The organism is Helicobacter sp. 12S02232-10 (genome assembly GCF_002272895.1).
In the GTDB taxonomy this organism is placed as follows: Bacteria; Campylobacterota; Campylobacteria; order Campylobacterales; family Helicobacteraceae; genus Helicobacter_J.
This window is the reverse complement of record NZ_MLAQ01000003.1, coordinates 62,265-83,929: the sequence shown is the minus strand read 5'-3', so window position 1 is coordinate 83,929 and position 21,665 is coordinate 62,265. Positions and strand designations below refer to the sequence as shown.

Genomic DNA, 21,665 nt, shown 5'->3' with positions numbered 1-21,665 from the left:
GCAGCCATCACACAAGAGAGTAAAAAGTGAATTTTCAACCCTATCCGTTTGAAAGATTGAAAAATCTGACCGCCTCCATTATCCCCAAAAAACAAGGTCTTACCCTGACAATCGGAGAACCCCAATTTCAAACCCCGCTTTTAATACAAGATGAACTCAAAGATTACGCTTATGAGCTTCGATATTACCCCAAAAGCGACGGGGAAGATTATCTAAAAAATGCTCAGTTGCATTTTATAAAAAATCGTTTTGGAATTTCTCTGAAATCAACTCAAATTATTCCCACATTCGGAACCCGCGAAGTACTTTTTAATTTCCCCCAATTTTTACTTTTTGACACACCTGAGCCAACGATCGCCCATCCCAATCCATTCTATCAAATCTATGAAGGAGCTGCCATTGCCTCTAGAGCAAAGACCATTTATATGAATCTAGAAAAAGCAAATGATTTTAAACCTATTTTGAATTCTGAAGAAAAAAAACAAGTTAATCTAGTTATTCTAAACTCCCCCAATAATCCAACTGGAGCCACTCTCAGTATGGATGAGCTTAAGTTATGGGTAAAATGGGCATTAGAATACGATTTTGTCCTACTTAATGATGAATGCTACAGCGAAATCTACCAATCAACCCCGCCCATCTCAATACTTCAAGCCTCTTATGAATCAGGCAATCAAGAATTTAAAAATATTTTAGCACTAAATTCTATTTCAAAACGCTCCTCAGCTCCAGGCCTCAGGAGTGGGTTTATTGCAGGTGATGAAAATATTTTAAAAAATTACCGGAGATACCGCTCTTACATAGGATGTGCTATTCCTAATCCTCTCCAAAGAGCAAGTGCAAAGGCGTGGGGAGACTTTTGCTTGAGTGAAGATATCAGGAAAAAATATGCCAAAAATCTCCAAATTGCCCAAAAAATATTTCCACAAACATTCATCTCTCCTTATACATTTTACTTGTGGCTTGAAGTTACAGAAGATATTGACTTTACTCAAAAACTCTATGAAGAAGAAGGAATTTTAGTTCTCCCTGGAAGTTTTCTTGGCAGAGAAGGAATAGGAAAGGGTTATGTCAGAATTGCACTTGTATATGAAGAAAATATTTTAAAACCTGCCTTAAAAACTATCTCGAATTTTCTCAATTCCTATTTAAAAGGCAAACAATGATTCTCAAAAAAGATATCAGCAAACTCAAAATTCATTTCATCGGTATCGGTGGAATAGGAATTTCAGGGCTTGCCAAATATCTCAAAGCTCAAGGCGCCAACATCAGCGGTTCTGACATTACTGAAAGCAATGCCACAAGATACCTGCGCTCCATTGGTATTCCTATAACTATACCTCATAGCAAAGATGCCATCACCGACCAAGAGCTTGTCATCCATTCAGCCATTATTAAACCCGAAAATATCGAAATCCAAGAAGCTCAAAAAAAAGGAATTCTGATTCTCTCAAGAAAAGAAGCTCTAGAGTTTATTTTATGCAATAAACGAGTATTTAGCGTCTGTGGTGCGCACGGAAAAAGCACTACAAGCGCAATGCTCAGTGCTATTTTTCCTGAATTTGGAGCTATTATTGGGGCTGATACCAAAGAATATGGATCAAATGTAAGAGAAATACAAAGCCAAAGCATTGTTTTTGAAGCAGATGAGTCAGATAGAAGTTTTCTAAATTCCAATCCTTACTGCGCTATCGTTACCAACGCTGAACCTGAACATATGGAAAGTTATGAACACAGTTTAGAAAATTTCCACGCCGCCTACAGACAATTTCTTACTTCAGCTTCAAAGCGATGCATCAATGCCGAAGATCCTTTTCTCAATGCATTTGCTTCAGAATCCTGCAGACTTTTTCCCTCAAAAGATATCTCTAATATTTCTTATATCCTAAAAGAAGATGAACCTTATACCCGCTTCACTCTCAAAGACTTGGGCAGTTTTGATGTGTGGGGATTTGGAGAACACACCGCTATTAACGCTTCTTTGGCGATTTTGGCTGCCAAAACTGAACTAGAGATTGAACAAATCAGAAAAAATCTGACCCATTTCAAAGGCATTAAAAAACGCTTTGATATTATTCAAAAGGGGCAATTAACCATCATTGATGACTATGCTCATCATCCCACCGAAATCAAAGCCACGCTCGAATCTGTCAAAATCTACTCAAATCTAAAACAAAAAAACAAAATTATCGCCATTTGGCAACCTCACAAATATTCAAGGCTTTTAGACAATTTGGAAGGATTTCAAGAATGTTTCAAGAAAAATTGTGATGAACTCATCATTTTACCTGTATGGAAGGCAGGTGAAAGTGAAGTCTTCTTGGATATGGAAAAAATCTTTGGGCATTATCGCCCCATCTTTGCTCAAAAAATCAAAAAAGACAATGAACAAATCAAACTTCTCTATGGAGACAAAACAATCAAAACAATCAAAGAAGGTATTGTTATAGGTCTTGGAGCAGGCGATATTACCTATCAATTAAGGGGAGAAAAATAATGTCTTCATTATTAGCAATCTTTTTAGTGCTTGCACTGACGCTTTTACTTTTATATTTTATTCTTAGAGATTTTGGCATCATTACGCCTAAACAGAAAATAATTGCCCTTACAGCTCTAATTTTATTTGGTGCATTAGCAGCAATTTACAGTTATTTTCAAAGCAAATCAGACAAAAACGATATGATGCTCCAAACTGCTTTTTTAAGAGGTCAATCGCTTGAATGCGATGGGATTATCATTAATAAAGAAAATTTCAATCTAGTTACGGGAACATTGAGCTTTATTGGCAAAAAAAATGGGCCGATGAATAATATCATCATTTCTCTAGACAAATGCACTATAATGATCCAAGAAAATTTACCTCAAGATCCTATACCTAAGAATCTTGAAGAAGAACTTCAAAGAGACTGATGCAAGAAAATCACCGATATCAAGTCTTGATTGATAAACTTGATTTAAAAGATTTTATTGATTCCTTCAAGGAATTTTTTGCCCGTAAAAAGCCAATCCATATAGAAGGAGACAGGCTTGCTTTAAATAATTTCATTCAAGAACTTGACAAGATTGATTTTGCACCGCCTGCCAAGACTAAGGAACTAAATACGCAAATTCTACATCTTAAGAAATTTGGCGTCTTAAAACTTGAAGAAATTTTTGAATTTATAAAAATCATCCGTTATTTTATGTATCTCAAATCTCTCAGCCAAATCCCTCAAGAGTCCTACATTTGGAAATATCTCCAAAATATCCAAATCCCGACTCCAATCATTGATTTAACAAAAAATTTCGAAATCACAGGCGAAATTAAAACAGGTATTTATGAAGATCTTGATAGCTTAAAACAATCTGTCACAAGACAAAAAGCTCAAATTTCAAAAACACTTAATGAGATCATCCATTCACAAAAACTTTCTCCTTATCTTGTAGATAAACAAATCCACTATATTGACACAAATGAGACACTACTTTTAAAAGCAGGATTCAATCACATCATTAAAGGAATCATTATTTCACGCTCCCAAAACGGATTTTTCTATCTTTTACCCGAACAAATCCGCAGTATCCGTCAAAAAATCTCCGAGCTTGATGACAAACTTCAGGCTTGTCTTTATGAAATCTGCAAAAATATTTCTTCAATTTTAAACAAACACACACTTTTTTTGAGTTTTATCAATAAAGAATTTGATAAATTCGACCATCTCCAAGCTAGAGTGAAATTTGCCAAAACCTACAATCTTGAATTTGTCACCAACAAAACCACAAACAAAACAATTATCCTAAAAGACTTTTCTCATCCCGCACTACAACATCCCAAACCAATCAGTATTGATTTTTCTTCTAACCTGTTGATGATTACAGGCGTGAATGCAGGTGGAAAAACAATGTTATTAAAGTCTATTTTAACAAGTGTTTTTTTATCCAAATATTTATTGCCTATGAAAATCAATGCTTTCCATTCTAAAATCCCAAACTTTAAAAACATATTCGCCATCATCGCTGATCCCCAGAACAGTAAAAACGATATTTCCACGTTTGCAGGACGAATGTTAAATTTCAGTCAAATTTTAGGTCTTGAAGATCTCATTATCGCTATAGATGAAATCGAACTCGGAACGGATGCCGATGAAGCTAGCAGTCTTTATAAAGTGCTTTTGGAATTCTTGTTGGATAAAAACGCTAAAATCATTGTCACCACTCATCATAAAAGACTTGCCGCGCTTATGGCACAAGATGAAAGAATTCAAATGTGTGCAGCAATTTTTGATGAAGAAAAACAAATTCCTACTTATGAGTTTTTATATGGGAGTATTGGAAAAAGCTACGCCTTTGAGAGCGCTAAAAGATATGGTATCCCTGAAAATCTCATCAAAAAAGCCAAAGAAGTTTATGGTCAAGATAAAGAAAAACTCAACGAATTGATCGAAAAATCTGCGCAGCTTGAAATGGCACTCAAACAAAAAATGCTTGATCTTGAATCAAAAATAACCCAATATGAAAGAAAAAAAACTGAACAACAAAATCTTATTTATAAACTAGAATCTGATTACATCAAAGAAAAAAATTTTCTTCAAAACACTTACCAAGAGGCTTTAAATCAACTCAAGCAAAGCATTAAAGACAAAGAAATCAGCGATATCCATCGCAATATTAATAATGCCAATAAAATTTTAAGCTCGTTTAAAAAACAAAATGAGATTTTTAAAAACACTTCAGAATCTAAAAAAGAAATTAAAATCGGAGATAGAATCCAATACGGTTCTGCTAAGGGGATTGTAAAAGGGAAAAACGGAAATATATGCCAAATAGAGCTTGATGAGGGTATCAAATTAAAAATCGATGCAAAAAAACTCAAACTCATTCCAAATATTTCAATTCAAAATAAACCAAAACTACATTTTCAAAATCCTATAAATCTCAATGTCAGCTTGGATTTACACGGATTAAGGGGTGAAGAAGCGATTGAAAAATTAGATAAATTTCTATCAGATGCTCTGATTGGAGGGTTTGATGAAGTGATTGTATATCACGGGATTGGAACAGGAAAATTATCTTTTGTGATTAAAGAATTTTTAAAGACACATCCAAAAGTTTTGGCTTTTTATGATGCTCCTCCTCAAATGGGAGGATTTGGTGCAAAAATCATCAAATTATAAAATCTAAATACCCGATTTTATTTATTTAAAATCGCATTAGCAACTTTTGAAGAACTCTCTCGAATTTTTTCCATAAAATCTTTTGCTCCATTGGCAAGTTCCACACTATTGTCTATTTCATCAAGACTGATGCGAATGCTTTCAACAACTTGTGAGGTGACATCTCTCATTGAATTAATTGTGGTTGTAATTTCAGTAATTGAATGCCCTGTTCTTTCTGCAAGCTTACGCACCTCATCGGCTACAACAGCAAAACCTCTACCATGTTCGCCAGCTCTAGCAGCCTCAATGGCAGCATTTAAAGCTAAAAGATTGGTTTGATCGGCAATATCTTTGATGGTTTGAATAACAGATGTAATTTCACCAGATTGCACATCAAGAGAAGAAATAAGGTTTGAACTTGATTGTATCACTTCTGATATATGTCTGATATTCCCAGCAGTCTTATCAATGACATTGGCTCCATTTTTAGTAAGTTCATCGTTTTCCAATACCAATTCTGAAGCTAATTTTTCATTTGCCTTATCCTTATCAACCTGAGCAGTAATATCTGTAGCAAATTTAATGATCTTATAAATCTTTCCATCCACATCAAAAATAGGGTTATAATTTGCATTCAAGTAAATATGTTTGCCATTTTTTGCAATCCTCTTTACAAAATTGCCTGACTGAAATTCTCCTGCCCGAAGACTTTCCCAAAATCTCGAATATTCAATGGAATCAACAAAAGATTTTTCACAAAATATGCTGTGATGTTTCCCTTTAATCTCATCTAAAGTATAACCCACCACTTTCAAAAAATTCTCATTCGCAGAAATAATAATCCCCTTAGGATCAAACTCAATCGTAGCCATTGAGCGATTGACTGCTTTTAAGACACTTTCCAAATCATTTTTAAAAATAACATTCTGGGTTACATCGGTAGCAAATTTTATCACTCGATAAGGTTTTCCATCAGGTCCTAATATTGAATTATAAGTCGCCTCAAGCCAAACTTCTTTCCCTGATCGGGTATATCTTTCAAAAACCCCTGATTCAAATTCTCCATTCTTTAATTTATCCCAAAATCTTCTATAATCATCGGAATTTACAAATTTAGAGCCACAAAATATACTGTGGTGTTTTCCTTTAATCTCATCTAAACTATACTCCATCAATCTCAAAAAATTCTCATTCGCAGAAATAATAGTACCATCAAGACTAAATTCGATACTTGCCATTGAACGATTAACAGCCTTCAAAATATCATCCATTTTTTGCATTTCTTCCCTAAGTTTTAAATCTTCAGATACATTCTTTTTTCTAAAAAACATTAATTCTCCTCTATCATTTAAAATTTAATTATTTTCTAATTGCCTAAATAGCAAAATTCTATCTAAAAAATGGATAAAATTACCTATAAATAAGGACAACTATGATAAACATCGTACTTATCGAACCTAGAATTCCACAAAATACTGGCAATATTGGCAGACTCTGCGTAGCAGCAAACGCAAGATTGCACTTGATTCACCCATTAGGATTCTCCATTGATGAAAAATCGCTCAAAAGAGCCGGTATGGACTATTGGCAAAACCTTAAACTTAGCGAATGGGAAAATAGCGAACATTTTTGGAAAGCTCATCCAATCGATAAAAAACATTTTTTCTTAAGTACAAAAGCAAAAAAACTCTATTATGAAGGCGACTTTGAAGATGAGTGTTTTTTATACTTCGGCAGAGAAGATGCCGGACTTGATGAAAAGATCTTATTTCAAAATCCAGATCAAACCCTAAAAATTCCTATGACACAAGGAACCAGAAGCATCAATTTAGCAACCGCAGTAGGAGCAGTACTTTATGAAGCCATCAGGCAAACGGAAAATTATTTAAAATTCTAATTGCGATTTTTATAATCATTGTAATCAAAGTTTTTCAAAAGCCGGAATTCTCCATTGGAAATGACCCCTAAACTTGGGAGAGGCACACCATTAAAAGTATTATTCTTGACGATTGTATAATGCATCATATCTTCAAATAAAATCTTATCTCCCACATTTAATGGAGTTTCAAAACTATAATCCCCAATCACATCTCCAGCCAAACAAGTCGGACCTCCAAAGCGATAAGAATATTTTCCGATTTTCTCACCCTTATCTTCTTCAATTTGTTGCTCATTTCCAACCAATGATATTTTTTTAACGTTAGGACGATAAGGCATTTCAAGGCAATCGGGCATATGTGCGCTTGCACTCACATCTAAAATCGCTATGGCAATCTCATTCCAAACAATATCCACCACTTCCCCAATCAAAAAACCACTTTGCCAGCCAACTGCCTCTCCAGGTTCTAAAAAAACATCAGCATCGCCATACCTTGCCCTAAAATCCTTAATAATGGCAATCAGTTTTTGCACATCATAATCTGATCGTGTGATGTGATGCCCACCACCAAAATTAAACCATTTCATCTGAGAAGCATAAGGTTTAAAATATTTTTCAAAATGAACAAGCGTTCTTTCAAGAACATCAGAATTCTGCTCACAATGAGTATGAAAGTGCAATCCCTGAATTCCTTCCAAACCAAAATTCCGCACCCCTTTTTCAAACTCTGATGGTGTAATGCCCAAACGACTCCCCGAAATACAAGGGTTATAAATAGGAGGTTGTACTTCGCTATAAAGTGGATTTACCCGCAAACCCACTTCAATTTCTGAAAAACCTAAGGATTGGAGGTGCTTGTTTTTATTTTCAATCTTATTTTTGAATTTTTGCCACTGTGCAAAAGAATTAAAAATAATATGTGTGGCTATAGGCAACAATTGCTCCATCTCCAAATTTTTATAAGCAGGGCTAAAGACGCAAATCTCTTTATCAATCTCTCGAGAACCAAATTCCTCAAAAGCAAGCATAGCTTCATAAATACCGCTTGCACAACATCCTTTAATATAATCCCTTATGAGTTCAAAACTTCGCCAAAACGCATATCCTTTAAGGGCAAGTAAGACTTTAGCACCACTTTCTATTTGAACAAAATTTAATATCTTGAGATTTTTTTTAAGCTTATCTTCTTCAAGAACATAACAAGGGGTTGGGATTTTAAAAAAATTCATATCTTAAATCGTTTGCCTTTCAATGATAAATTGCTTAACGGCTCTCTCTATGTCAATGGGGTTTGATTTGGATATAAAATCATCGGCATTTAAAGATCTTGCCATACTCTCATTACTGCTCCCGCTCATTGAAGAATTAACAACGATGGGAATATGGGAAGTTTCAGAATTATTTTTTACCTGCTTGATGACTTCAAAGCCACTTGCTTCAGGCATTTCCAAATCTGTGATAATCATTCCAATATTATCAATATCTGTAGTGGGAGCGAATAAATAATCAAGAAGTTTTTGCCCATTGATAAAATCATTATGCTCTACCCCAAGCCTGTCTAAGATAATTTGCATTGTTTTTAAAACACTCGGGCTATCATCAGCAAGCAATATACTTTTATTGGTTTTAACTTTGCTGACTTTATTCAATTCTTCGTGTTTTTCCTCCTCTATCCAAGGAAAAACATCCACAAGCATTTTTTCAATATCTACCACCTGCACAAGCTTCCCATCAAAATACCTCGTGCGACTCACTAATTTACTATTTCCTCCATTCCCGCCCACACCAGCACTTTGTTCCATTTCTGTCCATTTTTTATTTAAGATCCTATCGGCCTCATAAATCCTGACGCCAATTGTCCATTTGGAAAACTCACAGATCATAATAATATCGTCTTCGCCTTCTTCGCGCTGGATTCTATAAGGTCTTAAATCCTTACTCTTATTCTTGCTGTCATAATAAAACCATTTTTTCATATCAATCAAAGGAATGGTAAGCTCCCTAATCGTAATAAGACCTTCGACCAAAGAACTGTTTTCGTGACTGACAATCGTAAGAGCACCTTGATATTTGACAACTTCCCTTATTTTAAAGACATTGACAGCATATAAATCTCTATTTTTTTCCAAACGAAAGCACAGCAATTGAAGTTCATTATTTTTATGCAAACTCGTAACTTGATCAACTTGCGATAGATTTGACATATCCTGTTCCTTCATTGAAGTAAATATTCTCTGACTATCATAACATAGTTTTATTCCAAAAAACTTTAAGTCCGTTTAGCAGGATAACAACAATGCTTGCAAAGCTCCTCGCAAGCTTCCCCTCGCATAAACCCTTCTCGTATCTTAGAGGCTTTGGGCGAAGAAAGAATATCTGTAAGATATTGGTGATGCAAATTTCCCAAATTAATTTTTCCTTCTGAATCCACACAGCAAGGAACAACAGTTCCATCTGCTAAAATAGCTACTTGAGAAATCAATCCGTGACAATATTTGTTTAGATTGGGAAGCTCTTGGGTTTCAATTTTGGGCCATTGAAAAGTTCTTGTAATGTTTAAAAAAACTTTTTTACCCAAACGAAAACGCATTCCAAGCTCTTTATCCTCAATCCCAAATTCTTTCAAAATGCAATCCTTAACCCAACACAGCTCATCTAAAGAAGTCTCTTGAAGCCTCAAATTAATAAAATTAGGCGTATCTTTTAAAATTTTATAAGCACAAAGCTTGAATATGTTTTTAAGGTAATCTTTATGGGCGTGATTATTTTTATCAAAACCTGCATTCAAAGAAACTGAAAGCTGAAAAATCGGAGGAGAAAGGAGCAGATCAAATAAAGACGGGTGCAAATAAAATCCACTTGTCACCAGTTCAACTTTCAAATCATATCTTTGAGCAATATCTAAATAATCCCCTAAATTCTTGATTCTGCACGGATCGCCCAATACGTGAAAAGTAACACGTTCGCAAAGAGGCGCACTTTGTTCGCAAGCTTTTTTGAACAAATCCAAAGACATCGTTTTACGAATGTTTTTTGGGTTGGGGCAAAAACTGCATTTTAGCCCACAAATATCACTCAGTTCTATATAAATTTTTTTAAATCTAAACATTAAATTCAATTATTTAGTAGGTTTTAAGTTTCATCAGAAAAGACTTAAAATGCTTAATATTTCGATATGCAACACTTACCATCGAGATAAAAACTCCTAAAATTTTTACAAAAACATCAACCCAAAACTTGGATCATTAAATCTATACATTGAATCGAAAATGCATCACATCACCATCTTGCACGATATAGTCTTTGCCTTCTATTCTAACAGCTCCAGCTTCTTTGGCTTTTGTTTCACCGCCGTATTTAATAAAATCTTCATAAGAAATTGTTTCTGCACGGATAAAACCTTTTTCAAAATCCTTATGGATGACCCCCGCAGCCACAGGCGCACTATCGCCTTTATGAATCGTCCAAGAACGAACCTCTTTAACCCCTGCGGTAAAATAATTAATCAAACCCAACTTAGCAAAGCCTGTGCGGATAATCTGTTCTAAGCCACTTTCCTCACACCCCAAGCTTTCTAAAAATTCTTTACGTTCTACATCATCCATTCCAACCATTTCTTCTTCAAGTTTCGCACAAAGCATAATAACCTCTGAATCATTGGCTTGGGCATAATCTTGAACCTTTTTAAAATATTCATTAGGAAAACCAACGGACTCTTCATTAACATTAGCCCCATAAATAACCTCTTTATTACTCAAAAATCGTAACTCTTTATCAAGAGTAACAAAAACTTCATTATCTTTATCTTTAAAAGTCCTTATCGGATTGGAATTTTCCAAATGTTGCAAAAGCACAAATGCGCATTCCAAAGTTTCTTTGGCACTTTTATCTGTCTTTGCTTGTCTTTGAAGTTTTTCAATCCGTTTATTGAGGGTTTGTATATCTGCAAGCAAAAGTTCAAGCTCAATAATTTCAATATCTGAAATCGGATCAATCCTGCCTTCCACGTGAGTAATGTTTGAATCCTCAAAACAACGCACGATATGCAAAATCGCATCGCACTCCTTGATATTAGCCAAGAATTGATTCCCTAATCCTTCTCCTTTGCTTGCACCTTTAACAAGCCCAGCAATATCTACAAATTCAACAACTGAATGCAAAATTCTTTCAGGATTGACAATTCTTGCAAGCTCTGAAAGTCTTTTATCAGGAACATTAACAATTGCCCGATTCGGTTCAATGGTACAAAAAGGATAATTCGCAGATTGTGCATTCTGAGCTTTTGTGAGTGCATTAAAAGTGCTTGATTTGCCCACATTTGGCAACCCAACAATTCCGATAGAGAGACCCATTTTAGCCTCTCTTTGTTACATCAAGGATAAATTCAACACACGCCCTTACACCAGCACCACTTGCTCCTGCGGCATTAATGTCCCATTCCCTCTCAACAAAAGCAGGACCAGCAATATCAATATGCAACCATTTATCCTTATATTCAGGACGGATAAATTCGCTCAAAAACATTCCTGCTGTAATAGCTCCGCCATATCGGGAAGAAGCAACATTACAAACATCAGCAATTTTAGATTCGATAAGTTTGGCAAGATGGCGATTGAAGGGAAGTTTTGCCATCAATTCACCCGACTTTAAAGCTAATTTTTCAAATCTGCTTTTAAGATCCTCATTATGCCCCATAATCCCACTTGTATATTCTCCCAATCCAAGCACACAAGCTCCTGTAAGAGTGGCAAAATCAATCAAATAATCCGGTTTCAAATCCTGCGCATAACTCAAGCAGTCTGCCAAAACCAATCGCCCTTCTGCATCGGTATTGCGTACTTCAATCGTTTTACCCTCACGAGCAAACAAGACATCATCAGGTTTGTAAGCATTTCCCCCGATCATATTTTCAGTTGCGCCTACAATTGAATGGACTTCAGCTTCAATCCCCATTTTTGCAAGTGCATTAATAATTGCCAAAACAGCACATCCTCCGCTTTTATCCGCTTTCATTGTTACCATATAATCTGCAGGCTTCAAGCTCAATCCCCCGCTATCATAAGTAAGTCCCTTGCCTACAAGCACAATTTTTACCTTTGATTTCTTTGGCTTATAAGTCAAATGGATCAATCTTGGAGGATGAACAGATGCCCTATTTACGGCCAAAAAAGCTTGCATTTTTTCTTTTTTGAGAAATTTTTCATCGCCAATAAAGCATTTAAGGTCATTTTCATCAGCAATTTTTTGAGCCAAATCTGCCATAAACAAAGGAGTGGCATATTCTGGGGGCGTATTGATAGCATCTCTGGCTAAAACAATGCTTTGAGCTAAGATCAAAGCCTTGTCCAAAGCTTTTTGCAAGGGCTTTACAGGAGTTTTGTCAAAACTTTCATTGGCGATAAAAATTTCCTTTAAGATTGGTGAAAATTTTTTACTTTTATACTGATTGAATTCATACAATCCAAGCAACATTCCCAAAAATATCCCCTGCATCATTTCCTCATCACCATAAACACCTATTTTGGCATTTTTAAAAGGCATTTTTTTGATATAACGGATCACTTGCGCAGCAGACTCTCTAAAAATATCAACATTTAAAAGATTCACTCCTGCATAAACAATCTTATTTTGCTGATCAAAAAAAATCCCTTCGCCTTCATATCCAAATTCTTTCAAAACCTCAGGTTGGATCCAAAAATGCTTAAGATTTTTATTAACAACAAACACAATCGTTAAATCCGCCTTTGTCTGGGCAAGATTTGTCTTTTTTAAACTAATTTTTAACATCGTTTTTTCCTTCTTTCACCTCTAATCGAGATTGGATCTTTTGAATTTTTTTATCAATCTTTTTAGTATGGGAATTAAAATACCAAATCACAAATCCCAAGAAAACAACCAATAAAATAATAAAAATATAAGGATGGTGTTTGAGCCATCCTAAAATATGCAAAATCTGATCCCCTAAAAACCACGCCAATAAAATCGTTACAGAGGCCCAAACCCAAGCACTGATAAGATTAATGATCGCGAATTTTAAAGCACTGTAACGCGTCAAGCCAATACTGATAGGTATAATTGTCCGCATTCCATACATATATCTCTGAATAAAAATAATCGGCCATCCGTATTTTTGGAGCAGCAAATGCGCTAAAGCAAGCTTTCTGCGTTGTTTGCTCAAATGCTTCTGGATATACCCCTTATTAAATCTACCTATATAAAAATAAATCTGATCTCCGGCAAATCCTCCAAGACCCGCAACAAATACAGCTAAAAAAACATTCATATGCCCAGTATGTGCTGCGATTCCAGCAAATATCAAACCAAGCTCACCCTCTAAAATACTCCACAAAAATAAAATCAAATAGCCCCAATCAGCTACATAAGTATCCCAAAGTTCAATAATATACGTCTCAATGCCCATTTTCAAGCCCTGCATCCAATATCGTAAATACCTGAATAAACTCGCGTAATTTTTCAGATCCTCCCAATTCAGGTAAATCCAATATAAAGCAAGCTTCTACACACTTTGCCCCTACACTCTCAATCAATCTAACCGCTGCTTGGGCAGTTCCTCCTGTAGCAATCAAATCATCAATCAAAATAACCCTAGCTTCCTTTATATTTCTAAAAGCATCGATATGCATTTCAATTTCATCAAAACCATATTCCAAGCTGTACTTTTCACTCACGGTTGTAAAAGGAAGTTTGCCTTTTTTTCTAATAGGGACAAAACCTACTTTCAAAGCATAAGCCAAAGCTGCGCCAAAAATAAATCCGCGAGATTCAATACCAGCAACAAAATTTATATCTAAAGGTTCATAGCGTTCCTTTAAGGTATCAATCAAAGATGAAAACAAAACCGAATGGTTTATCAAAGTTGTGATATCTTTAAACAAAATCCCTGGTTTTGGATAATCAGGTATGTCTCTAATGGAAGAAAACAGATCTTTTTTGAGTTTTTCAGAAATTGGGAGCATATTTTTCCTTATAGCAAAGCTTCGATTTTTTGTTCCAAATCTTTTATCCTGCTTTTATATTTGTCTGTCTCAATGCGATATTGAGAATTCCTTTGCTTGAGTATTTTGACTTCATTTTTGAGTGAATTCATTTCTTGGGTCAAGATATCGATATTACCCAAAGCCCTTTGAAGCTGAAGTTGGTGTTTTTGGATCAAAATTTCAGCCTCTTGGAGCGTAAGCTTCATTGAAGCTGAGTTCCTTTCTTCTTTTTCGGCGATGGATTTATAAAAAAAAGTTTTTATAATCATATAAAGAATAAAAAGAATAAAAGCAGTAATCAAAAACCATTCTATCGCCATATTCATCATCCTTGCCGTCCCCTATAAATCGAAATTCTCAATTTTTGAAATCCTGCATTCGTGCCTGCCGCCTTCAAAATCAGTTTGAATAAAAGTCTCCAAAATTGATTCTACTTCACCAAGCCCACTAATACGTTCGGCCAAACACAAGACATTAGCATTATTATGGAGCCTAGACATCTTTGCCATATAGGCATCCAAGCATAAGGCAGCCCGTATGCCCTTATAACGATTAGCAGCAATACTCATTCCTAATCCCGTGCCACAAATCAATATCCCTCTAGCATCTTGTGTTTTTAAAATCTCCGTACAAACCTTGCGGGCAAAATCAGGATAATCAACTTTCTGAGAATCTTTAGGAAGAAAATCAATGATCTCAAAACCTTTTGATAAAAGATAATTTTTCACAAAATCTCCCAAAATAAGCCCAGCATGATCGCTACCTAAGATATAGATCATTTAAAATCCTTTTTATGTCAATAAAAAACGCAATAAGAATTGCGTCGGATAAAAAAATACTTGCGATAAAGGTGTTGCCAAAATGATTAAAAGAATTATCATTCCATAAGGACTTATCTGATAAAAAAATTTCGGTATACCCTGAATGCCCATTTTTAAACAAAGAAAAGATAAAGCCTGCGAACCATCTAAAGGAGGAATGGGCCAAAGATTAAAAATTCCCAACACAACGTTGTAAATAATAAGCTGGACAAAAAACAAAATCAAAATCTGCATCCAACCCTCTGAAGCACTGCCAAAAACCCCACTAAACAAAATTCCACTAATCATAAGTGCTAAAATCAAATTATAAGCCACGCCTGCCAAACTAACAGCTATACCCGCACCATAGCCCCATCTTTGGATAATAAGATTCATATTGACCGGAACAGGCTTTGCCCAGCCAAACAAGAAAGGTGCTTGAACAAAAAATAAAATCAAAGGAATTAGGATAGACCCCACAGGATCAATATGCTTCAACGGATTGATGCTAAGCCTTCCCATCTTTTTTGCCGTATCATCACCATAACGAAATGCCACATAACCGTGCATAATTTCGTGTCCGATGATAGCAATCAAAAAAGCAAATACTTTTAAGAAAATTGCAGACATATTTTGATCGGAAAAATTCATTATGTTCCTGCCTTTTCCCCAAGCTGTTTTTCAAGACCTTCAACGGTTTTAAACATTCGCTTCCATCTAATCGTAAAAAGTGCCTTAGGATTCTTATCTGCACCCGCTTCAACGCTGTTTTTGAGATTAATACTAAAATAAATAAACCACGGCTTCCCTACAACATTTTTGTAAGGTATGCTGCCCCAAAATCTAGAATCGTTACTATCATCGCGGTTGTCCCCTATCATAAAAAACTCATCAGGAGAAATTTTCTTATAAAACACAAGTTCTCCATCAAGATTCAAAGGCATCATTGCAATTCCACGGCGATTAGGGTCATCATTGGCACCCAAAAATCCATTGTTAAAAGACTCTTGAGCTATATTGGCCATCACAAAATAAGACGAATTACCGTTACTATAATGAATTCCAGGGTGATCTTGAGAATAAGGCTCAAAAACAAATTTCTTATCCATCATTACAACAATCCTGGAAGATTCATAGTGGGACTGCACATAATCATCGCCCTCATATGGATGCAAATAAAATCCGTTTTGTGTAAAAATAACCTCATCCCCACCAACTGCAAAATTTCTTTTGACATAATAAGTTTTGGGTTCGTGCGGAGGGATAAAAATAACAATATCACCACGCTGTGGTCTTTTGCCAGCCAAAAGATGACCATTTCCCTTAAAATCTGGAAGTATCGGGAGTTCAATCCACGGGATTTTTGGAATAGGAATGCCATAAGAAAATTTTTTAACAAACAGCATATCTCCTTCGTATAAAGTCCCTACCATTGAACGTGATGGGATAACAAAAGCTTGTGCCACAAAAAAGATTACAAACAAAACAATGATAATAGTGCCTGTCCAACTGGCACAGAAGTTATAAACAGATTTTAAAAATTTCATCTAATTCCCTATACTTTTTTATTATTTTCAATTTTTCGTTTTTTAGTTGCTAAAAGCGTATTTTGCAACAGAGAAACAATTGTCATTGGTCCTACGCCACCTGGTACAGGAGTGATAAAAGCCGCTTTTTTGCTCACAGCCTCAAAATCCACATCACCGACCAATTTCCCATTTTCCAAACGATTGATTCCAATATCAATGACAACTGAACCTTCACAAACCATATCTGCACAAATCAATCTAGGCTTACCCACACCAACGCAAACAATATCTGCATTTCTAGTAAAAAATCCTACATCTTTGGTCATTATATGGCAAATACTGACCGTTGCACCAGCATTTAGCATCAATGAAGCCAATGGTTTGCCGACGATATTGCTAGCTCCAATTATAGCAACATTTTTACCCTTTAAAGGAATGCGATAGTTTTCTAAAAGACTCATTACCCCCATCGGAGTAGCCGGTTTAAATGCATCAATACCTGCAAAAACCCTCCCAATATTAAAAGGATGGAATCCATCAACATCTTTTTGTGGATCAATTGCTTCCAAAACAGATTTTGTTTCAATATGCTTAGGCAAAGGAAGTTGGACTAAAATCCCATCAATTTCAAAGTCATCATTGAAATTTTTGATGATTTTTAATAATTCTTCCTGCGTAATTTCTTGGGGTAATTTTTTTGCCACACAAACTACGCCGCAACGTTCGCAAGCTTTTACCTTCATATTTACATACGCGCAACTAGCAGGATCTTCCCCGACCAAAATAACCGCAAGCGTCGGTACCACTTTCTGCCCCCTGAATAAATCTGTTTGGGCAATAATCTGCTTTTCAATAATTTCTGCTAAAGATCTGCCATCAAGGAGCGTCATTTTATCGCCTTTAAAATTGAAATGCTGTATTATAATAAAATCTCTATAACTTTAAAAGGAAACTTTATGCTTCTAAACAACAGATTTATCTGTTTTTCTCTTTTTCTTATCTTTCCTGCCTGCCTTATATCCCAAAATTCCAAAGATGAAAGTTTTATCACACCCCAAGAATATGGAAAAAAACTTTATGAAAATCCTCGAAACATAGGTTGCATTAAATGTCACGGAAAAAATGGAGAAAGTGAAGTCATAACAAGCTATAAAAATAAAGGTAAAAATAAAATCATCAAAACACCAAAAATTAATGATATGGATTTTAAAACCTTCAAAAAAGCTATGAGCAAAGATAAGGGCATTATGCCCAAATACGACTTGACAGATGAAGAAATCAAAGCCATTTATCTCTATATCACTTCAAAAAAATAATTTATTTTTCATCGCTCCAACCTTTCATACAATGCCTTACTTGTAATAACCCAAACTTTTTTGAAATACGCTAGCTCGCAATTCTTTTAAAATTTAATGCTATGATTGCACTTTATTAATCTAAGGATTTTTTATGCATTTACAACGCGTCAAAGAAGCTATCAACGCTATCAAAAATGGTGAAATGATTATTATTATGGATGATGAAGATAGAGAAAATGAAGGCGATTTAGTAATGGCAGGTATCTTTTCAAGCCCTGAAAAGATTAACTTTATGGCTCAAGAGGCTAGAGGATTGATCTGTGTTTCTATCACAAAAGAAATTGCTCAAAAACTTGACCTCCCCCCAATGGTAAATCACAATAGCTCTAATCACGAAACTGCTTTTACCGTCTCTATAGACGCCAAAAAAGCTAAAACAGGTATTTCAGCTTTCGAACGCCATCTTACCATTGAATTGATGTGTAATGAAAACACGACTCCTGATGACTTTGTGCGTCCAGGTCATATTTTCCCTCTCATTGCCAAAGAGGGCGGGGTTCTAGTCAGAACAGGACATACAGAGGCAAGTATCGATATCTGCAAACTCGCAGGCATCAAACCTGTAAGCGTGATTTGTGAGATTATGAAAGAAGATGGTTCTATGGCAAAAAGAGGGGATAAATTCCTTGCTGAATTTGCAAAAAAACACCATCTAAAAACACTTTATGTCTCTGACCTCATCAGCTATAGACTCCAAAATGAAAACCTTTTGAAAGTTCTTTCAAAACAACAATCTGATTTCTTAGGATCTATATGTGAAAAAATCGTTTTTATGGATCATCTTCAAAGGGAACACATTGCTTTTAAATTCCAAGACAATGCTATCCCACTTGTCAGATTTCATACTATCAAAAGCGATTATGAGCTTCTTAGTGAGGGAAAAAATTATGAATTTTTAATGCGTTCCATTGATAAACTCAAACAAATGGGCGGATATCTGGTATTTATTAACGACAATACCAATAATGGAGACATCATCAAAAGCTTTGGCATTGGCGCACAGATATTAAAACTTCTAGGCATTAAAGATTTCAAACTCATCACTTCCAACAATGTACGAGCATACAATGCCTTAAGTGGGTTTGATTTACGGGTTATTGAATCTGTGCAAATCTAGGTTTTTCTAGCAATCAAAGTGCCAAAATTGACCCATTTAAACAACACTTCTACACTTTCAAAACCGGAATTTTGGAGCATTTGAATATTTTCTTGCAAGCTGTAAGGAACCAAAACATTTTCCAAAGCCTCGCGTTTTGATACTATTTCATTCTGAGTATAACCCTGCTCTTTTTTGTAAAGATAATAACGCTCAATCATTTGTTTATCTAAAACCTTATCTTGAGTCGTCATTTTTTCGCTCATAATAAATATTCCTCCGCTGTTTAAACCTTGAAAGATTCTTTCTGCAAGCAAGCTTCTTTGCATTGGTCTGACAAATTGCATTGTATAGTTGGCAACAACTGCGCAAGCATTATGGATATCAAAATTTAAAAAATCTTGGCAGATAAAATCAATTCTTTTACCATAAGCACTTGCTTTAAGCCCTGCTCTTTCAATCATTGCACTTGAATTATCCACTCCCACTAAATTTACCTTGTTATTATCAAGCTTGCCAGCAAGTTCGAGTAAAAAATTTCCTGTCGAACACCCCAAATCATAAACCCAAGTATTGGGGCAAAGAGCTTGAAGCACAAAATCAGCACAAAGTCTTAAAGACTCTGTATAATAAGGAATTGAGCGCGCTGCCATATCATCAAATACACTTGCAACCTCTTCATCAAACTCAAATTGTTTGGCAAAAGGAGTGGAAAAAAGTTCGTCTTTCATTAAAGTTTTGCCATTCCAAATATCGGAGAACTAGGGCTTGCATAGCTCTTTTTTTCTATTCTCCCACTCAAAAAACTTTTTCTACCACTTATGACAGCGTATTTCATTGCTTCAGCCATCATTACAGGATCTTTTGCCATCGCAATAGCAGTATTTGTTAAAACTCCATCTGCCCCCAATTCCATTGCAATAGAAGCATCCGAAGCACAGCCTACACCCGCATCAACAATAACAGGAACCTGAATAGCTTCTTTAATAAAACTGATATTATAACGATTTTGAATCCCCAACCCGCTTCCAATCGGAGCAGCCAGTGGCATTACTGCGCACGCACCGGCATCTTCGAGCCTTTTTGCAACAATAGGATCATCATTCGTATAAGCAAGCACACAAAAACCTTCTTTAGCTAATACCTCGCACGCTTTAAGTGTTTCAATCACATCAGGATAAAGCGTCCTTTGTGTGTCTCCAATGATTTCAAGCTTGATAAAATCAATGCCGATTGCCTCTCTTACAAGTCTAAAAAGCGTAATAGCCTCTTGAGCATTTGTGCAACCTGCTGAATTGGGCAAAAAATCCACCTTAGTATCTTTAAAATAATCTAGTAGATTTTCTTCATTTGGATTTGTAATATTTACCCGTCTGACTGCCACAGTTATCACCTGCGCCCCTGAAGCCAAAGTAGCCTGCTTAGTAGTGGAAAAATCTTTGTATTTTCCACTACCTACAATCAACCTTGATTCAAAAGTTTTAGAACCGATTTTTAATAAATCTTGCATATTTTTACCTTATTGCATAATAATGAAAGCGATTATAACAAATCTTTTATACCAAATCTGAACGGCTTGAATTTGAAAAATACAACATACAATCTCCAAAGTGCAAATAAAATCCTCTCAACGTTTCATCTTTGCAAATAAAAATATCAGAGCAACAACATAAACAAGCCCGCCAAATATCCAAAACATATCGATAAGACCAAATGCTTTTGCTATAGGTTGGGTAATAAAGGGCGAAATAAATTGACCCATAAAAAGCGATGCTGCCAAAAATCCGTAAGCTTTAGCACGTTCAAAGTCTTTTGCAAGCATAAATAACCACGAACTATTATTTACCATCATCACACCAAGTCCTGCACCCATTAAAATAAACGCTATTAAAACCGTGGCATAATTATGAAATATCCCAACAATCACAAAAGAAGTTCCTATTAAAAATAATGCTAAAAAATAAATTTTAAATATATTCAAATAACTTCTCAAACGATTGTAGAATAACGAAAATATGGCCATAGAGACAGAAGCAGTCGCCATAGAAATACCCACATATGAGCTGTCCATTTCTAATGTATGAGTGATAAAAAAGGGTAACTGGGTAGGAGCAATATAAAACATTGCCATACAAAAAATTCCCAGAAAATAAACTGGAAGAAATTTTATTATAGAAAACTTTTTTTCTAAATCGGATGAATCTTGAGAATTTCGTATATGGCGTTCGGGTTCAAAAAGCATTAAAAAAGCAAAAACTAAGATTAAAATTCCAAGTAAATAAGCCAAAAATGGGTATCTCCAATCTAAATTTGAAAGATAACCCCCTAAAATTAAAAAAATCGCCCCTCCAAAAGCCATAAAAAACCCTTGCATACTTAGGGCTTTTTCTCTTTTAGCTCCAGTATAATAATCACTCAAAAGCACACTAACCCCCGTCATCAAAAATGCAGTTGCAATGCCAAAAACAGCACGAGAAATCAGAAGCAAATATAAATTATCCAAAAAGAATCCACTTGTTCCAGACAAACTCCAAACTAACATAGCTGGATAAATCAGTTTAAGCCTGCCGAATCTATCAAACATAAAACCGCTAATAGGAGAAAAAAACATAATAAAAAGCGCAGGCAATGTCAAAATAAGCTTTGACAAAAATCCTATATTTTCAACATCAGAAAAATGCGCTTCTAATGCAGGCAAAGAAGGGGCAATAATCGTGCTACCCAAAACAGTGAGTGCAGCAATGCTAAAAAGAGCAGTTTTAAATACAAAACTATCGGTATTTTTTGATTTTAAAATCAATTTTGGGGTATCCATATATATTAAATCCTAGAAATAAAATAATGTTGCATATGCAACCATTTAAAAAAGC

General features: G+C 35.3%; 23 protein-coding genes. 7 read left to right on the top strand and 16 right to left on the bottom strand.

Annotated elements, in window-relative coordinates; translation table 11 throughout:
• The first annotated feature begins 26 nt into the window (after positions 1-26).
• The 4 genes from BKH41_RS03440 to BKH41_RS03425 are packed head-to-tail and all read left to right on the top strand — an operon-like array spanning position 27 to position 5,153.
• Positions 27-1,166 (top strand): succinyldiaminopimelate transaminase, encoded by a 1,140-nt coding sequence (locus BKH41_RS03440; RefSeq protein WP_095297041.1) that lies wholly within the window; start codon positions 27-29, stop codon positions 1,164-1,166.
• Complete coding sequence (gene murC / locus BKH41_RS03435) at positions 1,163-2,497, top strand: UDP-N-acetylmuramate--L-alanine ligase (protein WP_095297040.1); 1,335 nt, start codon at positions 1,163-1,165, stop codon at positions 2,495-2,497. The genes BKH41_RS03440 and murC overlap by 4 nt, the downstream gene beginning before the upstream one ends.
• Positions 2,497-2,910, top strand: coding sequence for a hypothetical protein (locus BKH41_RS03430; RefSeq protein WP_095297039.1), 414 nt, complete (start codon positions 2,497-2,499; stop codon positions 2,908-2,910). The genes murC and BKH41_RS03430 overlap by 1 nt, the downstream gene beginning before the upstream one ends.
• Positions 2,910-5,153, top strand: coding sequence for an endonuclease MutS2 (locus tag BKH41_RS03425; RefSeq protein WP_095297038.1), 2,244 nt, complete (start codon positions 2,910-2,912; stop codon positions 5,151-5,153). The genes BKH41_RS03430 and BKH41_RS03425 overlap by 1 nt, the downstream gene beginning before the upstream one ends.
• Positions 5,154-5,170: 17 nt before the next feature.
• Here the strand turns inward: BKH41_RS03425 and BKH41_RS03420 are convergent, their stop codons facing one another.
• Positions 5,171-6,466: a PAS domain-containing methyl-accepting chemotaxis protein gene (locus tag BKH41_RS03420; protein WP_095297037.1), complete on the bottom strand. Its 1,296-nt coding sequence runs from the start codon at positions 6,464-6,466 to the stop codon at positions 5,171-5,173.
• 101 nt (positions 6,467-6,567) lie between these two features.
• On the opposite strand from BKH41_RS03420, the gene BKH41_RS03415 reads away from it, so the two are divergent.
• Positions 6,568-7,032 (top strand): tRNA (cytidine(34)-2'-O)-methyltransferase, encoded by a 465-nt coding sequence (locus BKH41_RS03415; protein WP_095297036.1) that lies wholly within the window; start codon positions 6,568-6,570, stop codon positions 7,030-7,032.
• Here the strand turns inward: BKH41_RS03415 and nspC are convergent.
• The 12 genes from nspC to folD all read right to left on the bottom strand — a co-directional run bounded on the left by nspC (position 7,029) and on the right by folD (position 17,231).
• Positions 7,029-8,243 (bottom strand): carboxynorspermidine decarboxylase, encoded by a 1,215-nt coding sequence (nspC, locus tag BKH41_RS03410; protein WP_095297035.1) that lies wholly within the window; start codon positions 8,241-8,243, stop codon positions 7,029-7,031. The genes BKH41_RS03415 and nspC overlap by 4 nt on opposite strands.
• A gap of 3 nt (positions 8,244-8,246) precedes the next feature.
• On the bottom strand, positions 8,247-9,218 hold the full coding sequence (locus BKH41_RS03405) for a chemotaxis protein (protein ID WP_095297034.1): 972 nt from the start codon (positions 9,216-9,218) through the stop codon (positions 8,247-8,249).
• 65 nt (positions 9,219-9,283) lie between these two features.
• Positions 9,284-10,123 (bottom strand): radical SAM/SPASM domain-containing protein, encoded by an 840-nt coding sequence (locus BKH41_RS03400; protein ID WP_095297033.1) that lies wholly within the window; start codon positions 10,121-10,123, stop codon positions 9,284-9,286.
• 142 nt (positions 10,124-10,265) lie between these two features.
• Entirely contained in the window at positions 10,266-11,366 is a 1,101-nt protein-coding gene (ychF, locus tag BKH41_RS03395) for a redox-regulated ATPase YchF (RefSeq protein WP_095297032.1), read from the bottom strand.
• Between the two features lies 1 nt (position 11,367).
• On the bottom strand, positions 11,368-12,801 hold the full coding sequence (locus tag BKH41_RS03390) for a leucyl aminopeptidase (protein WP_095297031.1): 1,434 nt from the start codon (positions 12,799-12,801) through the stop codon (positions 11,368-11,370).
• Positions 12,788-13,429 (bottom strand): DedA family protein, encoded by a 642-nt coding sequence (locus BKH41_RS03385; protein WP_095297243.1) that lies wholly within the window; start codon positions 13,427-13,429, stop codon positions 12,788-12,790. Before BKH41_RS03385 ends, BKH41_RS03390 begins: the two co-directional genes overlap by 14 nt.
• Positions 13,425-13,982, bottom strand: coding sequence for an adenine phosphoribosyltransferase (locus BKH41_RS03380; protein ID WP_180762730.1), 558 nt, complete (start codon positions 13,980-13,982; stop codon positions 13,425-13,427). Before BKH41_RS03380 ends, BKH41_RS03385 begins: the two co-directional genes overlap by 5 nt.
• Before the next feature lie 17 nt (positions 13,983-13,999).
• Complete coding sequence (locus tag BKH41_RS03375) at positions 14,000-14,332, bottom strand: hypothetical protein (protein WP_180762715.1); 333 nt, start codon at positions 14,330-14,332, stop codon at positions 14,000-14,002.
• Between the two features lie 21 nt (positions 14,333-14,353).
• Positions 14,354-14,791: a ribose 5-phosphate isomerase B gene (gene rpiB, locus BKH41_RS03370; RefSeq protein WP_095297028.1), complete on the bottom strand. Its 438-nt coding sequence runs from the start codon at positions 14,789-14,791 to the stop codon at positions 14,354-14,356.
• A 12-nt stretch (positions 14,792-14,803) separates the two neighbouring features.
• Positions 14,804-15,463: a site-2 protease family protein gene (locus tag BKH41_RS03365; protein ID WP_095297027.1), complete on the bottom strand. Its 660-nt coding sequence runs from the start codon at positions 15,461-15,463 to the stop codon at positions 14,804-14,806.
• Positions 15,463-16,359: a signal peptidase I gene (gene lepB / locus BKH41_RS03360; RefSeq protein WP_095297026.1), complete on the bottom strand. Its 897-nt coding sequence runs from the start codon at positions 16,357-16,359 to the stop codon at positions 15,463-15,465. The genes BKH41_RS03365 and lepB overlap by 1 nt, the downstream gene beginning before the upstream one ends.
• Positions 16,360-16,367: 8 nt before the next feature.
• On the bottom strand, positions 16,368-17,231 hold the full coding sequence (gene folD, locus BKH41_RS03355; RefSeq protein WP_095297025.1) for a bifunctional methylenetetrahydrofolate dehydrogenase/methenyltetrahydrofolate cyclohydrolase FolD: 864 nt from the start codon (positions 17,229-17,231) through the stop codon (positions 16,368-16,370).
• A gap of 66 nt (positions 17,232-17,297) precedes the next feature.
• On the opposite strand from folD, the gene BKH41_RS03350 reads away from it, so the two are divergent.
• Positions 17,298-17,657: a cytochrome c gene (locus tag BKH41_RS03350; protein ID WP_095297024.1), complete on the top strand. Its 360-nt coding sequence runs from the start codon at positions 17,298-17,300 to the stop codon at positions 17,655-17,657.
• Positions 17,658-17,790: 133 nt separating this feature from the next.
• A complete protein-coding gene (locus tag BKH41_RS03345) occupies positions 17,791-18,816 on the top strand; it encodes a bifunctional 3,4-dihydroxy-2-butanone 4-phosphate synthase/GTP cyclohydrolase II (RefSeq protein WP_095297023.1) in 1,026 nt (341 codons plus the stop codon).
• On the opposite strand, the gene cmoA is transcribed toward BKH41_RS03345, so the two are convergent.
• From cmoA to BKH41_RS03330, 3 genes are all read right to left on the bottom strand, one after another.
• The gene (cmoA, locus tag BKH41_RS03340) at positions 18,813-19,526 is read right to left on the bottom strand and encodes a carboxy-S-adenosyl-L-methionine synthase CmoA (protein ID WP_095297022.1); all 714 of its coding nucleotides are present in this window, start codon (positions 19,524-19,526) and stop codon (positions 18,813-18,815) included. The genes BKH41_RS03345 and cmoA overlap by 4 nt on opposite strands.
• The gene (locus BKH41_RS03335) at positions 19,526-20,305 is read right to left on the bottom strand and encodes a thiazole synthase (protein WP_095297021.1); all 780 of its coding nucleotides are present in this window, start codon (positions 20,303-20,305) and stop codon (positions 19,526-19,528) included. Before BKH41_RS03335 ends, cmoA begins: the two co-directional genes overlap by 1 nt.
• Positions 20,306-20,422: 117 nt before the next feature.
• A complete protein-coding gene (locus tag BKH41_RS03330) occupies positions 20,423-21,610 on the bottom strand; it encodes an MFS transporter (protein WP_095297020.1) in 1,188 nt (395 codons plus the stop codon).
• Between the last annotated feature and the right edge of the window lie 55 nt (positions 21,611-21,665).